Origin of the sequence: Cobetia sp. SIMBA_158, assembly GCF_046566945.1 — a bacterium.
Lineage (GTDB): Bacteria > Pseudomonadota > Gammaproteobacteria > Pseudomonadales > Halomonadaceae > Cobetia > Cobetia amphilecti.
In genome coordinates, this window is record NZ_JAWJYL010001211.1 from 1 (window position 1) to 231 (window position 231).

At 74.0% G+C, this 231-nt stretch carries 1 protein-coding gene; it reads right to left on the minus strand.

Annotated elements, in window-relative coordinates; translation table 11 throughout:
• A partial coding sequence (gene ybeY, locus R2R70_RS23575) for an rRNA maturation RNase YbeY (protein ID WP_410979430.1) occupies window positions 1-231 on the minus strand: 231 nt, incomplete at both ends.

Genomic DNA, 231 nt, shown 5'->3' on the forward strand with positions numbered 1-231 from the left:
GCCGACGGCGGTGAGGGGTGCGGGGTGGGGAGGCCCCGCGGCGCGGGCGTGGCGGGTTCGTGCGCTGCCATTTCGGCGGCGTCAGCGGCGCCCGTCTCGTGGTCGGAGCCTTGCGCGTGCAGCGCGCCGTGGACCAGCAGGTGCGCGTAGTGGGCCGCGAGCGGCTTGTTCTGCTCGCGCGCTTCCTTTTCGACGACCGGGCAGCACAGCACCAGATCGCCGATCACGGTG